The 14,094-nt window shown below is 34.3% G+C and carries 13 protein-coding genes; 8 read left to right on the plus strand and 5 right to left on the minus strand.

Annotated features, from left to right (window positions below; translation table 11 throughout):
• Positions 1 to 2: 2 nt before the first annotated feature.
• Positions 3 to 1,430, minus strand: a complete 1,428-nt coding sequence (locus ACR9ES_RS01960) for a pyridoxal phosphate-dependent decarboxylase family protein (protein ID WP_435254894.1) — start codon at positions 1,428 to 1,430, stop codon at positions 3 to 5.
• 139 nt (positions 1,431 to 1,569) lie between these two features.
• On the opposite strand from ACR9ES_RS01960, the gene ACR9ES_RS01965 reads away from it, so the two are divergent.
• Both ACR9ES_RS01965 and ACR9ES_RS01970 read left to right on the plus strand, forming a co-directional pair.
• Positions 1,570 to 3,213, plus strand: coding sequence for an OstA-like protein (locus tag ACR9ES_RS01965; RefSeq protein WP_435254895.1), 1,644 nt, complete (start codon positions 1,570 to 1,572; stop codon positions 3,211 to 3,213).
• Positions 3,214 to 3,218: 5 nt separating this feature from the next.
• Complete coding sequence (locus tag ACR9ES_RS01970; protein ID WP_435254896.1) at positions 3,219 to 4,397, plus strand: aspartate aminotransferase family protein; 1,179 nt, start codon at positions 3,219 to 3,221, stop codon at positions 4,395 to 4,397.
• Between the two features lie 92 nt (positions 4,398 to 4,489).
• Here the strand turns inward: ACR9ES_RS01970 and ACR9ES_RS01975 are convergent, their stop codons facing one another.
• From ACR9ES_RS01975 to ACR9ES_RS01985, 3 genes are all read right to left on the minus strand, one after another.
• On the minus strand, positions 4,490 to 5,059 hold the full coding sequence (locus ACR9ES_RS01975) for a hypothetical protein (protein WP_435254897.1): 570 nt from the start codon (positions 5,057 to 5,059) through the stop codon (positions 4,490 to 4,492).
• Between the two features lie 221 nt (positions 5,060 to 5,280).
• On the minus strand, positions 5,281 to 5,442 hold the full coding sequence (locus ACR9ES_RS01980) for a hypothetical protein (protein WP_435254898.1): 162 nt from the start codon (positions 5,440 to 5,442) through the stop codon (positions 5,281 to 5,283).
• Between the two features lie 44 nt (positions 5,443 to 5,486).
• Complete coding sequence (locus tag ACR9ES_RS01985) at positions 5,487 to 5,822, minus strand: hypothetical protein (RefSeq protein WP_435254899.1); 336 nt, start codon at positions 5,820 to 5,822, stop codon at positions 5,487 to 5,489.
• A 139-nt stretch (positions 5,823 to 5,961) separates the two neighbouring features.
• Between ACR9ES_RS01985 and ACR9ES_RS01990 the strand changes: the two genes are divergently transcribed.
• From ACR9ES_RS01990 to ACR9ES_RS02010, 5 genes are all read left to right on the plus strand, one after another.
• A complete protein-coding gene (locus tag ACR9ES_RS01990) occupies positions 5,962 to 6,189 on the plus strand; it encodes a hypothetical protein (RefSeq protein ID WP_435254900.1) in 228 nt (75 codons plus the stop codon).
• A gap of 124 nt (positions 6,190 to 6,313) precedes the next feature.
• Positions 6,314 to 6,757, plus strand: a complete 444-nt coding sequence (locus ACR9ES_RS01995) for a MarR family winged helix-turn-helix transcriptional regulator (protein WP_435254901.1) — start codon at positions 6,314 to 6,316, stop codon at positions 6,755 to 6,757.
• Entirely contained in the window at positions 6,754 to 8,136 is a 1,383-nt protein-coding gene (locus tag ACR9ES_RS02000) for a TolC family protein (protein WP_435254902.1), read from the plus strand. Before ACR9ES_RS01995 ends, ACR9ES_RS02000 begins: the two co-directional genes overlap by 4 nt.
• A gap of 13 nt (positions 8,137 to 8,149) precedes the next feature.
• Positions 8,150 to 9,100 carry an HlyD family secretion protein gene (locus ACR9ES_RS02005; RefSeq protein ID WP_435254903.1) on the plus strand — a complete coding sequence of 317 codons (951 nt, stop codon included), beginning with the start codon at positions 8,150 to 8,152 and terminating at the stop codon, positions 9,098 to 9,100.
• A gap of 9 nt (positions 9,101 to 9,109) precedes the next feature.
• On the plus strand, positions 9,110 to 10,270 hold the full coding sequence (locus ACR9ES_RS02010; RefSeq protein ID WP_435254904.1) for an ABC transporter permease: 1,161 nt from the start codon (positions 9,110 to 9,112) through the stop codon (positions 10,268 to 10,270).
• Between the two features lie 307 nt (positions 10,271 to 10,577).
• Here ACR9ES_RS02010 and ACR9ES_RS02015 read toward each other — a convergent pair whose 3' ends face one another.
• The gene (locus tag ACR9ES_RS02015) at positions 10,578 to 11,231 is read right to left on the minus strand and encodes a hypothetical protein (RefSeq protein WP_435254905.1); all 654 of its coding nucleotides are present in this window, start codon (positions 11,229 to 11,231) and stop codon (positions 10,578 to 10,580) included.
• Between the two features lie 420 nt (positions 11,232 to 11,651).
• On the opposite strand from ACR9ES_RS02015, the gene thrA reads away from it, so the two are divergent.
• Positions 11,652 to 14,093: a bifunctional aspartate kinase/homoserine dehydrogenase I gene (thrA, locus tag ACR9ES_RS02020; protein WP_435254906.1), complete on the plus strand. Its 2,442-nt coding sequence runs from the start codon at positions 11,652 to 11,654 to the stop codon at positions 14,091 to 14,093.
• Position 14,094 lies beyond the last annotated feature (1 nt).

Below are 14,094 nucleotides of genomic sequence, written 5' to 3' on the forward strand. Positions count from 1 at the left end.
TATTAATTATTTAATATTTCCTCTCCAAACTTATTACACAGTAAAAGTATTTCTTTAATGTCTTCCATCGTAGTTTTCGGATTAATTAAACACATCCTTAATACTACTTGTTTATTAAGTATTGTAGTTACTAATAATGCTTCTCTAGAATCCATAATTCTTTGAGATATTTTCTGATTTAACTCATCTAATTCTTTTTCTGATAAGTTTAATCCGATAGGGTTGTATCTAAAATTGATAACCGCCAAGGTAGCTGGTGAAATAATTTCCCAGTTTCTACTTTTACGCAGCATCTTTTCTACATCATCCGCTAATTGAATATTATAACTTACTGCTTCTTTAAAAACATTTAATCCGTAAGTTTTGATAGACATGTAGAATTTCAACGCTCTAAAACGTCTCGTTAACTGAATTCCGTAGTCATAAAAGTTAATTTCAGATTCATTTCCTTCAATATCACGTAAATACTCAGGTTTTTCACTAAACGTATTACTTAACCAAGAAGAATCTTTTACTAATAAGCAACCTATTTCATAAGGTTGATAAAACCATTTATGCGGGTCTACCGTTAACGAATCTGCTCGTTCTATACCTCGTAAAGCTTTAGCTCCTTTTTCAGATAAGATTGCTGCTCCACCATAAGCTCCATCAATATGAAACCAAAGGTTTTCTTCTTCACAAATATCTGCAATATCATTTAAAGGATCTACAGTACCTGTATTCGTTGTTCCTGCTGAAGCTATATAACAAAATGGCTGTAATCCTTCTAACCTATCTTTTGCTATCGCATTTTTTAACTTGTTGATACTAATTCTGAATTCGATATCTGTAGGTAAAATTCGAATTTGTTCTTTCTTAAATCCTAAAACGCGAATCGCTTTAATGTTTGAAGAGTGTGCTTGATCTGACAAATAAATAACTGCCTTTGAAAAATCATCTCCACACTTTAAACGTCTTGCTGTAGCCAAAGCAGTTAAGTTTGCCATCGAACCACCACTAGTAAAAATTCCCCCTCCTTTTTCAACAGGGAAATTGTACATTTTAAGTAACCAGTTCATCGTTACAATTTCTAACTCAGCTGCTGCTGGAGAAACCATCCATCCACCAGAAAAAATATTGAATCCTGTAGCTAAACTATCAGCCATCGTACTAATAAAATTACTAGGACCAGGTACAAATGAAAAAGCTTTAGGGTGCGAAACAACAGTACTATTAGGCATTACGTTATCCATCACAAAGTCTAACACTTTTTCAGCAGGCATACCTTCTGCAGGTGCTTCTTGTAAGAAAATACTATCCATTTCTTTTCTGGTAGCACTTGCTACAGGTTTTTGCTGATCTAGAGTATCCCAGTGTTCAGCAATTATATCAACTATTTTATATCCGTAAGATTTCATCTCTTCTTTTGATAAATCAAAATGAGCGCTCATATCTTTATATTTTTTTAATTTGTTGCAAAATTAACCATTTACTAAAAGACAGCCTTTTATTTATCTTGATAATTTTATTTCTTTATTAAGATTTTTGGCATGTTCTTTTCATTATTTTTGTGCATTAAATCGTATTATTTTGAAAAAACTATTTCTACTAGCTTTTATATTATTCTCTGTTGTAAGTTTTTCTCAAACAAAAAAAATCAAAATCCTTTCTACCGAACTAAGTACCGCTGATGAAAGCAAGTACCCTGGGGCAACCTTATTAATTGGAAAGGTAAAAATGTCGCACGAAGGTGCTACGCTAGACTGCCAAAGAGCCTTATTATATAAAGACAAAAACTTATTTAAAGCCATTGGTGAAGTAGTAATTGAACAAGGAGACACGATTATTCAATACAGTGATTTTGCTACCTATGACGGAAATACGAAAAAAGCGAAATCTTGGGGAAATGTAGAAATTAACGATAAAGAAATGACGCTAAAAACCGATACGCTTCATTTCGATAGAATCAACCAAATATTATATTATCCTAGTGGCGGAACGATTAAAGACACCAAAAACACGCTAAAAAGTGTAAAAGGAACCTATCTTTTAAGGGATAAAAAATTTACAGCGCAATCAAAAGTAACAGTTCTTAACCCTGAAAATCATTTAGAATCTGATCATTTAGATTATTATACCAACACACAGTTAGCCTATTTATATGGGCCTAGTACCATTACCAATTTAAAAGACAGTACCAAAGTATATTCTGAAAGAGGTTTTTACGACACCAATACCGATATTTCTTACTTCGTAAAAAATGCCAAGTTATTCTTAAAAGAACGTACTGTTTCTGCCGACAGTTTATATTATGATAAACGAAAAGGCTTTGCTTCTGCTACCAACAACATCAAAGTGGTTGATACTGTTCAGAACATGGTTGCAAAAGGAAACTATGCAGAGTTATACGAGCAGAAAGATTCTTTATTCATTATTGATAGAGCCGTTGCTATTTCTGTTTTTGAAAAAGATTCGATGCACGTTGCTGGTGATAAAATTTTACTTACCGGAAAGCCTGAAAAACGAATTGCACGTATTTTTAACAACGTAAAAATATTCAAATCGGACCTACAAGGAAAGTGCGATTCTATTCACACCAGCCAAGAAACAGGGCTAACAAGAATGTTTAAAAGACCTATTTTATGGTCAAAAAACAGTCAAATTACAGGAGATAGCATTCAATTATTAACCAATAAAGAAACCAATAAGTTAGATTCCTTAAAAGTACTTCAAAATGCGTTTATGATTCAACAAGATTCAATTCATAAAGAAAACTTCAACCAAATAAAAGGGCGAAATATCTATGGAAAGTTTGAAGATGATGAGCTACGCACGATGATGGTTATTGGTAATGCTGAATCGTTATACTTCAATAATAATGATAAAACGCATAAGCTTGAAACCATTACCAAAGAAATAGCAAGTGATATTGAGTTTATTTTAGAAGACGGACAAATTGCGCAAACCAAATACTTTAAAAAATCGGAAGGAACCACCTACCCTCCCTCTGAATTTCCTTCAGAAGAACATAAATTTAAAGGATTTTTATGGCGTGGTGATGAACAACCCTTAACTGTTGAAGACATTTTTGTAAAAGACACGATTAACACTGCTCCAACAAGAGAAAAAAAGGAGTTAGATGTTGTAAAAGAAGCAAAAGAAAACTTTTTAAAGGAATCTTCTAAAAAAGAGAGCAAAGAACGAAAAAAACCAAATCTTAAAGAATTAAAATAATTCCTGTGAAAGACGATTTTTTAAAACACCAAGGACAAACTACTCCGCATCCCTTAGCTATTGAAATTTCACATGCTAACGGTAGTTATATTTATGACAGCAACGGAAAAGCTATGTTAGACTTCGTTGCGGGAGTTTCTGCCAATAGTTTAGGACATAATCATCCAAAGGTAAACGAGGCAATAAAAAATCAGTTAGCACAATATACACACGTAATGGTGTATGGAGAATTCATTCAAAAACCACAAGTAGAATTGTGCAAAGCCTTAGCCACGACCTTACCTCCTAACCTTTCGTCTGTTTATTTGGTAAACTCTGGTACCGAAGCTACTGAAGGTGCTTTAAAATTAGCCAAACGTTTTACTGGTAGAAGTGAAATTATTGCCGCTAAAAACGCCTACCACGGAAATACGCAAGGTGCTATGAGTGTTTGCGGAGCAGAGCAACAAAACCGTGCATTTCGTCCGTTAATTCCAGGAACTAAGTTTATTGAATATAACAACGAAGTAGATTTAGAAAAAATCACTACCAATACAGCAGGTGTTATATTAGAAACCATTCAAGGAGGTGCAGGATTTATCGAGCCAAAAAACAACTACTTAACAAAAGTAAAACAACGCTGTGAAGAGGTTGGTGTCTTATTAATTTTAGATGAAATCCAGTCTGGAGTTGGACGTACAGGAACCTTTTGGGGGTTTGAAAATTACAACGTTACTCCAGATATCATAATTACGGGTAAAGGTTTGGGTGGCGGAATGCCAATCGGCGCTTTTATAGCTTCTTTTGAAATAATGAACTGTTTAAAAGAACACCCAAAATTAGGACATATTACTACGTTTGGAGGGCATCCTGTAATTGCAAGTGCTGGTTTAGCTACCGTACAAGAAATCACTTCCTCTAACTTAATGGAAGAAGCCTTACGAAAAGAAAAAATTATTCGTGATGCCTTTAAGAATCATCCTGCGGTTAAAGAAATTAGAGGAAAAGGATTAATGCTTGCTTTATTAGTAGATACTCCTGAAGCAGCCTCGCAAGTGATTTTAAACTGTTTAGATAAAGGGCTAATTTTATTCTGGTTACTTTTTGAAGGAAAAGCAATTCGTATTACTCCTCCACTAACCATTTCTGATGAAGAATTAAAAAATGGGTGTGATCTTATTGTAAGTGAGTTGGATAAGTTATAATTTATCCACGATTCACCTCTATAAAATAGACAATTACAGAGAGAAATACTAACTTTGAAAAACTGGACTAGTGCTTTTCATAAGATACTTTGTTAGCTGTAGTTTTTTAAGTCAAATATCCGTACAATGCATTTGTCAACTGGAGCTTTGTTCCATTTTAGGTCAAACACTATTTTATTATAGTTGATATTCTCAAAATAATTCCTAATGTCATATAAGTTTTTATTTAACAATTTGTCAAAAAGAGACTCTTCATTACATTGTTCGACCAGCACAAAATATTTTGGGAACTCCTTGTTTTCTATTTTTTTTAGTTTCTCAATATCTTTTATCCAGCTTTGATATTGTCCTCTTTGATTATTATTCCAAGTATCTTTTCCATTTTTATCTAATCGTCTTACATCTCCTTTAAGATTAAAGTATCTCGCAGTTTTAATTTCCATCCAAGATTCTTTGTTAGAATCGTTCCAGAAAACTAAATCACATTCGATTTCAGAGTTTTTATCAAAATTCCTCTCGGCAGCAACAATATATCCTTGATTTCTCAAAGAATAGTAAATACTCGATCTAACTTGTTCCTCTTTTAGCAGTCTTTCGTTTGACCTCTCGTTTATCGATTGAAGGTCTTCCTTTAAATCTTTGAAGATTGTTTCAATTTTCATCTTTAATTACAGCTGACGGCTCGTATAACCGTCAGTTACGGGTTTTAAATTACTGTTTTTCGGTTAAGCACAAGTCAGATTTTTAAATTTTGCTATTTATCTTTTTTATTGGAAATTATCAAATTTAAAAATTTGGCGACTTTGCAAATATGGCTTAACTTCGATTAAGCAACTTATTAGCTATGAACTATATACGTTGCTACGCGTAGTCTTTTCCGCTTTTAATTCTTTTCCATTCTTTTTTTATTTTCCGAAAAATTTTCTAAACAGTCATCTAACTCATTGCCTTTTGAATGAATACACTCACAAAATTCATTTCCAATATTCTCATATTTAGTATTAGCATATTGTTTTTTACAATCGGGTAATGAATTTCTTGGCATAATATCAAATCCTTTTAGAAATATTAAAATTATAAGTCCAAAGGTTAAAGCAACTCCACCAAAAAACAGAAATGGGAATTTATTGTTCCATTTTTTTGGTCGCTTACATAATCGCTGGTAATTGGGTCTATGGAATTTCCGTTTGTAAAACTTTGCGATGCCGAACCTGTTAGGTTTGGTAATCTTGAAGATTTGGTTTCAAAATAATTTACATCTGCTTGAGATTTGTCTAAAGCTGCATCTTTTATCGTGATATTGTTTTCAATTGCGTAGGTAATGCAATCTTCTAGTGTCCAAACTTTTTTAGTTGAAAGGTCTTCTGTTTGCGAAAACCCTATTTGAACAAGTAAAAGTATTACTATTGTATGTAGTTGTTTCATTTGACGCGTGTTTTAAATTACACATCAAAAGTGAAACAAATAGCTACCTTATTAAAGTATAATAGACGTTTAAAGGCTTTTACTATACGTTTAGGGTAATTTTATCTATGGGAATTTTATACTTATTCTTTGATTTTGTATGGAATATTTAATTCAAGAGTTGGGGATTTTAGCTCTTTTGGTTTTTTGTGGCAGAATTGAGCGTTGGCAAAAACCGAAAGTGCTAAAATATGCGGTTGATCAGTATGAAACACAACGGTTCGGGGCTTTGCGAAGGAGAGGATTAGAAAGCACAAACTTTCAATTTAGCACCAACGTAGCAAAACCCTTTTTAGTGGCTGTGGCTGTTTGTTTACTCTTTGTTTGATTCATTTATCTGTAAATCAAAAGACTAAAAAAACTTTTGCTTTTTCTCCAAAAGTTAATTTTTTCAAAAAACAGTTTCGTTTGAAAAACTTGTTATACTTTTGTTGCATAAACAACAGTTGGTTATGCAATCAATTTTAGAATATCAGGATTTTTACAATCTGCTTACGGGTAGAACACCACAGGCATTTAATCGTATTTTGAATAAGAATTTCAGACAGAATGAAGTAGAATTAACCAAGGAACAATGGTCTATTTTGGCTGTTTTGTGGGAAAATGACGGTTGTTCGCAACAGCATTTGGCAAATAAGAGCTTTCGGGACAGACCAAGCGTAACCCGTTTGATTGACAATATGGAAAAAGACGGTTTGGTCAAGCGAAAACCCGATGTAAACGACAGAAGGTCTAATTTGATTTTTCTGACAAAAAAAGGGAAGCAAATACAGGAAAAAGTTATGAATCTTGTCAAAGCTACCGTAGAAGAATCTATTAAAGGAATCAGTGTGGAAAATATATTGACAGTAAAAGAAGTGTTCCATAAAATATATCAAAATTTAGAGGTAAAATGAAAATTAAAAAATTACTGCCTATACTTGTCTGTTTTTTGGCTTTTGAAGGAAAGGCTCAAATTGATATGAGTTCGTCTTTGCAGGAAGCAATTCAGGAAGCAATCGACAAAAACGCATCTATCCGAAACAAAGATTTGGAAGTGGAAAAAATCAGTACGGAAAAGAAAAGCGTTTGGAACAAATACATTCCGAAAGTAGAGGGTTCGGCAAATTATATGTATTTCGATACGAAAATAACGCTCGATTTACCGACAGGAAACATTCCGGTTATCAATCAGCCGGTTTTTGACGGAAAGCAATCGTTTGACAGTTACGGAAACTTATTGATGGGTAGCCTGATGGCAAAAACGGTTTTGTTTAGTGGTTTTCAGATTGAAAACGGAGCAAAGGCTTTGGAGCAAAAACGAATCGGAACGGCTTATCTTTCCGAGGCTGAAAAAGAAAGTTTAATTAAAGAAGTGATTCATTCCTTTGACCAAGTACACTTGTTGAACGAAGTCGAAAAATTACTGAATGACAGCGAAAAACGCTTGGCTACAGAAACCAAAAGAGTAGAAAGAGCTATCGAAGAAGGACTTGCCATTCCGTATGACAGGGACAAAATCAAATTGGCAAATCTCGAATTACAATCCAAAAAGATAGAAATGGAAGGAAAACGAAAAGTCCTTTACCAAAAAATAAATTACCTCACGGGATATTCCGAAAACCAAATCAAAGAAGTAGAGTATTTACTTGTTCCTTATGTGATTTCGGAAGATTTATCGGTTGAAAATAAACAGGAGCTAAAAGCTTTGGAATCGTTCAAAAAAGCATCGGATTATATGATTAAGAAAGAAAAAGGGAGTTATCTTCCTGTTTTGGGAGCATTCGGAGGTGTTACTTATGCGAGCCTTTTTGACGCTACGATGATTACTCCCGAAATTCCAATGGTAAATTCCCGACTTTACGGAAGAATGAATGAACTTACGTTGAGTCCGAATTGGATGGTAGGACTTTCGATGAAGTGGGAGATTTTCAGCGGATTTGAACGTAAGCACAAAATTCACGAAGCCAAGATAAATACGGAACAGGTACAAAATCAATTAGATGACGCGAAAGAGAAATTTGCTTTGCTTTTGGAAAATAACCTGGCGAATTACAGGATTCAGAATCAGAAATACCAAATCGGTCTGGAACAGGAAAAAGTAGCTTCAAACAATCTGAATATGGCTGTAAGGCAATATCAGGAAGGGCTTATCAACATTTCTGAAAGATTGGAAGCAGAAAACGATTTGTTTAAAGCATCAGCCAATAAAATTCAGATTTTAGTAGAGCAAAGGCTGTCCGCTTTAGAAACACTTTCCATAACAGGAGAATTAACCAAAACCATTTTAAACTAAATTATCAAAAGTGATGAAAAAGATATATTTATTATTAGTTGTAGTGATTTCCGTTATCGGTTGCAGTAAGCCGAAAACCGAGGTTATTCAGGGAAAAATCGAAAGGGAACAAATCGGAATCGTATCGAAAATTCCGGGAAAAATCATTGAAATCCGTATTCAGGAGGGAGATTTTGTAAGGAAAGGCGATACGCTTGCTATTTTGGACATTCCCGAAGTCGATGCCAAAAAAAGTCAGGCAGAGGGTGCTGTTCAGTCGGCAAAAGCCCAATATGATATGACTTTGAAAGGAGCAACCGATAATCAGTTGAAACAGCTTGATGCCAAACAAAAAGCACTCAAAGAACAGTACGAACTGGCTCAAAAATCCATTAACCGATTAGCCAATATGCTTAAAGATTCTTTGGTTTCGCAACAGATGTATGACGAGGCTTTTGCCAAATATCAGGGAGCTCAATCGCAGTATCTGGCTGTTCAGGCTGAAATTTCGGATGTGAAATACGGAGCGAGAATCGAACAGCAAAAAATGGCTTTGGGACAACAGGAAAGAGCTTTGGGAGCTTTACAGGAAGTTTCGGTTGCGGATTCCGAGCGGTATATCATTGCTCCACAGGATATGACGGTAGAGTCCGTTACGCTTAAAGCAGGAGAATTGGCTCTTCCCGGTTATACCTTGATTAGCGGAACGATTTCGGAATCGACTTATTTCCGTTTTACGATTCCCGAAAGCCGACTTTCAAAGGTTCAGAAAGGACAGGAAGTAACCGTCAATATAGTCTATAACAAAAGTCAGGTTAAGGGAAAAATAACTTCGGTTAAGGCTTTGGGAGCTTATGCAAACATCGCAACGGCTTATCCCGATTATGAAATTCAGGAGAGTCTTTTTGAGATAAAAATCAGTCCGATTGATATAGAACAAGCTAAAGATTTGTTTACGAAAACTACGGTTACTTTAGAATTGTAATAAGAAATTATGAAAAACTTTTTTTCGCTTATAAAAAGGGAATTCCGTTTGTTTTGGGATAACAGTGTGCTTCGGTTGCTTTTTATCGGGGCTCCGATTATGTACGGAATACTCTTAGGTTTTGTTTATCAGAAAGGAAAAGTTACGGATTTGCCTGTTGTGGTGGTTGATGAAGACCAAAGTCAGATGAGCCGAAAAGCTATTGAAATGATGCAGGATAATGAGGTTTTAAATGTGGCTTTTATCCGTTATGACCAGAACGATTTAGCTAAAATCGTAGCGGAAAACGATAATATTCCTGCGGTTGTGATTATCCCGAAAGATTTTGAAAAGCAGGTTATGACCAAAAAGTATCCCGAAGTGCTTACCATTGTAAATACTTCGAATGTTTTAACAGCCAATTATGCTTCGACAGCCATTCAGATTTGTTTAGGAACACTTAAAGCGGGAGTTCAGATTGAAGCTCTTAAAAAACAAGGAATGCCTGAAAGTGTGGCAATGTCGCAATATGAGCCGTTCAAAACCACATTTATTAAAAAATACAACCGAAGCACGAACTATATGTACTTTTTGTGGCCTGGCATTTTGGCAACGGTTTTACAACAGGTTTTGCTGTTAGGCTTGGCTTTGTCGTTTGCTTCGGAATATGAAAACGGAACTTTCAGAACATTGGTTTCGGAAAACAAATCCATACTTAAAATAATGGCAGTTAAGATAATTCCGTATCTGATAATGAGTTTCGGAATATGGATTTTGTATTATCTGTTTACATTTTGGTTCAGGATTCCGTTTTATGAAAATCTGGGAGCTTTGACCTTTGTAGCGGGAATTTTCGTGTTGTCGGTATGTTTTATCGGGATATTGGTAAGCATATTGATTCCGAGTCAGCTCAAAGCAACCGAAGTCCTGATGGTTATAGCCACTCCGAGCTTTATTTTGAGCGGATTTACGTGGCCGCTTTCGCAAATGCCCGATTGGGTTGTGGCTGTTGCCAATGTAATTCCGCTTACGCATTTCTTACAGGCATTCAGAATTTTGCTGATAGAAGAAGGAACGTTGTCCCAATGTTCGGGTGCAATTTGGGCTATGATTTGGATTGGACTTGTTTGTGCGGTTTTGTCTTATGTAGCTTTGTATTTTAAAAGGAAAAAGGTGTTGAAGCAAGGTTGAATTTTGTACTGCAAAAAATCCTGTGTGGTAGATTTTTATTATTTTTTTCTGTGTCAGGTTGTCATTTTTCAGCCGTTTAATTTCAGGGATACGGTTGTTCTGCCATTGCCACTAACGGTTTTGGCTAGGCTTTGTGCGGGATTGAAAAGCGGAAGTTTTCAATCTTGCACGAACGGTAGCGAGCCGTTTTTATATTTGTTAATTTTTGTTTCATAAATATCTAAACTGCGAGTGGATAAATAAGCCGAAACTTTAATTTAGTACTTTACCCCGCATTACGTATAGCCATTGTTGTAAAGCGTTTTTATTAATTTTTCTTTTGGTCAATTAATGTTCTTAAACTTGTTATTGGATTCAAATTCTCAATGTTAGATTCGTCCAATTTCACCCATTCAATCCAATCAATTCCCATAGTTATGTCATATTCTCCAATTAAACCGTCTAAAAGGATGTAAATAGCATTTTGGGTTTGGCCATTTCCGTTATAATCTCGAATATTTAGTTCAATTCCGAGCTTTCCATATTCTCCATCTACATATCTGAAATATATGTCCGAATATCCGATTTTAAAATCTCCATATTGTATTTCAAATTCATCTCCAGGTATTCTTTGTCTGAAAGCATTAAATTGCCAATTCTCAATTTTAGGTGCCCTCTCTATTAATTTCTCAACTGTTGGGAAAAGTTCCTTAATTCCTTCTGCTGAAACCGTAAATTCTCTAATTCCGTTTTCGTGAATTGGGCTAAATTCAAAAACTAAATCTTGATGAACTTTTTTTAATTCTGACGATAAATCGTTAAATATTTTTTCTCGTATTTCAAGGTTCTCAATCTCGTTATAATATGTTTCTTGATTTTTTGAAAACCAACTCCAAAATTTGTCTTCTTTCGGCTGTTTATTGAATAGAGAAAATCCCATTGATAAAATTATGATTGGTAGTATGATTAATATTCTTTTCATTCGATTCGGTCAAATGCTTTACAACTAGTTTATATACAGAATAAACTTACCGTGATACTCCTTTTTTGGCAGGATATGCAAAATTTCTTAGCAATTTTATTCTTTTTATTTTTTTAGCAATATAGTTGTATTTTATGTACAATCAAAAAAGGTTTTTTGTAAAAAAAGAACATATGCACTTGTTTTTTAAAAATAATTTATAATTTTACCCAAATGTTTAACAACAAAAGAAATATCATCTCTATTCCAGCTGTAAATATTACGGCTTCTTTTGTTGGCACTACAACCACAATTATTACTACAACCCTTTAGGGGTTATTTTTCTACATAGTATTTCCGTATATATTTATTTTTTCAAAAGACTTGAAAACAGATAAATAGCTTAAAAAATCTTATTTTTAATTTATTATCCTTTTTAAAATGAACGTTTTAAAATTTGGTGGTTCATCTGTAGCCAATCCTCAAAATATAGAAAAAGTAGTACAAATCGTTGCCAATGCCTCTGTAAACAGTCCACTTATTGTGGTAGTTTCTGCTTTTGGAAAAACAACTAATAAACTCGTCGCATCGGCAGAACAAGCTGCCCAAAACAATGCTAATTACCTTGAAAACTATAAAGAAGTTGAACAATTGCATTTTGAAGTAATTGAAAAATTAGTTCCTGATAATCAGCAAGAAGAAGTTAAAACGTATATTACTTCCCTTTTTAAACAATTAAAAACTTTGTTAGAAGGTTGTTTGTTACTAAACGAAATTACCCCCAAAACACTAGCTACGATTAGTGGATTTGGTGAATTATTATCTTCATACATTATTGCAAGCATAGCTAGTAAGAAACTCGATGTGGTATATAAAGACAGTAGAGAATTGATCATTACTTCCAACGCTTTTGATAAAGCACAAGTTGATTTTCAACTAACCAACTCCAATTGTAAGGAGTATTTTGACAATAATAAGCACCAAGTAACTTTGTTACCTGGATTTATAGCTCGTACAAAAGAAGGGAAATCAACTACTTTAGGACGTGGAGGTTCCGATTATTCTGCGGCTATTTATGCGGCTGCTGTAAATGCTGATGAATTACAAATATGGACAGATGTTAGTGGTATGTACACTGCAAATCCGCATATGGTGAAGCAGGCATTTCCTATTCCTCATATTTCGTATCAAGAAGCCATGGAATTATCACATTTTGGGGCAAAGGTTATCTACCCTCCTACCATTCAACCGGTATTGGAAAAGGAAATTCCTATTCGAATAAAGAATACATTTGAACCTGAAAATGTAGGAACACTCATTTCTAAAATTACCGAAAACGGAAAACCTGTAAAAGGAATTTCTCATATCGAGAATATTACATTGCTAACTTTAGAAGGAAGTGGCATGGTAGGTGTTTCTGGCATTTCTAAACGTTTGTTTGAAACTTTATCGACACATAACATCAATGTGGTATTAATCACGCAAGCTTCTTCAGAACATTCTATTTGTGTGGGTATTTATGATGAAGATGCTGAAAAAGCAGCCTTAAAAATTAACGAAGCTTTCGCTTTTGAAATAGAGCGTCATAAAATAGATCCGATTATTGTAGAACAAGGCTTGGCAATTATTGCTTTGGTAGGTGATAAAATGAGAAATCACCAAGGGTTAAGCGGACAAATGTTCAGCTCTTTAGGCAAAAACAATGTAAACATCCGTGCTATTGCCCAAGGGGCTTCAGAAAAAAACATTTCTGCTGTTATCAATAGTTCAGATGCTAAAAAAGCATTGAATACGCTACACGAACAGTTTTTTGAAGAAAAAATAAAACAATTAAACTTGTTTGTTACGGGTGTAGGAAATGTGGGTGAACGCTTTTTAGCACAAATCCATCAACAAAAAAAGTACTTAAAAGAGCAGTTAAAACTAAATGTGCGTGTGGTTGGGATTTCCAACTCTAAACAAATGGTTTTTGATGAAGGTGGTATCAGCTTAAAATCGTGGAAAGAACAATTACAAAACGGAGAAGCAAGTACTTTAGAGCGCTTTTTTGAAAGAACAAAAGCATTGAACCTTCGTAATTCGGTTTTTATTGATAATACGGCTAATCAGAAAGTTTCTGAGATATATGAACACTATTTAGCCAACAATATTGGGGTGGTTACTTGTAATAAAATAGCCTGTGCTTCTGAATTAGATAATTACAAAAAGTTAAAATACATCTCTCAAAAGTACAGCGTACCATTTTTATATGAAACCAATGTGGGTGCTGGTTTGCCTATTATTGATACGCTTAAAAACTTAATTACTTCTGGTGATCGAGTACATAAAATACAAGCGGTGTTATCGGGTTCTTTAAACTTTGTGTTCAATAATTTTAATGAGAATACTTCATTTCACGATGTTGTACAACAAGCACAAGAACAAGGATACACTGAACCGGACCCTAAAATTGATTTAAGTGGTGTGGATGTAGCTCGAAAAATATTAATTCTAGCACGTGAAAGTGGTTATGATTTGGAACTTTCTGATATTGAAAACAATTCGTTTTTACCTAAAAAGAGTTTAGAAACTACCAATAATGATGATTTTTACGCTTCTTTAACTGAGTTTGAGGCACATTTTCAACAAGCATACAAAGAATCTACCGATAAAAATTGTCGCTTAAAATATGTAGCTGAATTTAACAATGGAAAAGCGAGTGTAGGCTTGCAGCATATTCCGTTTGACCATCCTTTTTATAATTTAGAAGGAAGCGACAACATCGTATTGTTTTTTACAGATAGGTATCCTGTAAATCCACTACAAATAAAAGGTGCGGGTGCAGGTGCTGAAGTAACTGCTTCTGGGATTTTTGCTGACGTGATACGAATTGGAAATCAATAGT

The sequence above is a fragment of the Tenacibaculum sp. A30 genome (genome assembly GCF_051200845.1).
GTDB lineage: Bacteria > Bacteroidota > Bacteroidia > Flavobacteriales > Flavobacteriaceae > Polaribacter.

Excerpts from the sequence above, each read along its gene's own strand:
- ACR9ES_RS02015 (WP_435254905.1), bottom strand. The coding sequence starts at position 11,231 with ATGAAAAGAATATTAATCATACTACCAATCATAATTTTATCAATGGGA.
- ACR9ES_RS01980 (WP_435254898.1), bottom strand. The coding sequence starts at position 5,442 with ATGCCAAGAAATTCATTACCCGATTGTAAAAAACAATATGCTAATACT.
- ACR9ES_RS01995 (WP_435254901.1), top strand. The coding sequence starts at position 6,314 with ATGCAATCAATTTTAGAATATCAGGATTTTTACAATCTGCTTACGGGT.
- ACR9ES_RS02005 (WP_435254903.1), top strand. The coding sequence starts at position 8,150 with ATGAAAAAGATATATTTATTATTAGTTGTAGTGATTTCCGTTATCGGT.
- ACR9ES_RS01960 (WP_435254894.1), bottom strand. The coding sequence starts at position 1,430 with ATGAGCGCTCATTTTGATTTATCAAAAGAAGAGATGAAATCTTACGGA.
- ACR9ES_RS01990 (WP_435254900.1), top strand. The coding sequence starts at position 5,962 with ATGGAATATTTAATTCAAGAGTTGGGGATTTTAGCTCTTTTGGTTTTT.
- ACR9ES_RS02000 (WP_435254902.1), top strand. The coding sequence starts at position 6,754 with ATGAAAATTAAAAAATTACTGCCTATACTTGTCTGTTTTTTGGCTTTT.
- thrA (WP_435254906.1), top strand. The coding sequence starts at position 11,652 with ATGAACGTTTTAAAATTTGGTGGTTCATCTGTAGCCAATCCTCAAAAT.
- ACR9ES_RS02010 (WP_435254904.1), top strand. The coding sequence starts at position 9,110 with ATGAAAAACTTTTTTTCGCTTATAAAAAGGGAATTCCGTTTGTTTTGG.
- ACR9ES_RS01985 (WP_435254899.1), bottom strand. The coding sequence starts at position 5,822 with ATGAAACAACTACATACAATAGTAATACTTTTACTTGTTCAAATAGGG.
- ACR9ES_RS01975 (WP_435254897.1), bottom strand. The coding sequence starts at position 5,059 with ATGAAAATTGAAACAATCTTCAAAGATTTAAAGGAAGACCTTCAATCG.